Source organism: Caballeronia sordidicola, assembly GCF_000729995.1.
Classification (GTDB): Bacteria; Pseudomonadota; Gammaproteobacteria; order Burkholderiales; family Burkholderiaceae; genus Caballeronia; species Caballeronia sordidicola_A.
In genome coordinates, this window is record NZ_JNFG01000177.1 from 1 (window position 1) to 353 (window position 353).

The 353-nt window shown below is 65.2% G+C and carries 1 protein-coding gene; it reads left to right on the top strand.

All coding sequences use genetic code 11. From position 1 onward, the window contains the following. Positions 1-42 precede the first annotated feature (42 nt). Positions 43-353, top strand: a 311-nt coding sequence (locus FH08_RS0134275) for a LysR family transcriptional regulator (protein ID WP_031362670.1), incomplete at its 3' end; no start/stop codon positions are given.

Below are 353 nucleotides of genomic sequence, written 5' to 3' on the forward strand. Positions count from 1 at the left end.
CCTCTGCATACAGCCAATAGAAAAGCCAGGGTCAGGAAGATCATGACGGTCAGCCACCGCCTCCCGCCGTTGAAAGCGCTGCAAGCCTTCGAAGCCGCCGGGCGGCGGGGCAGCTTCCAGGCAGCCGCCCTGGAGCTGTCCGTCACCCAGGCAGCAGTCGCCCAGCAGGTACGCCAGCTGGAGGAGCGCCTGGGATTTCCGCTGTTCCTGCGTCAGCGCCGAGGCGTGCAACTGAGCGAGCGCGGTCGCGCCTACTTCCATGATGTGCAACGCGCCTTTGCCTTGCTCCGTGAAGCCACCGATGCACTGCTGTCGCGCAGGCGCGTGATCACCGTAAGCGTGACGCCAACCTT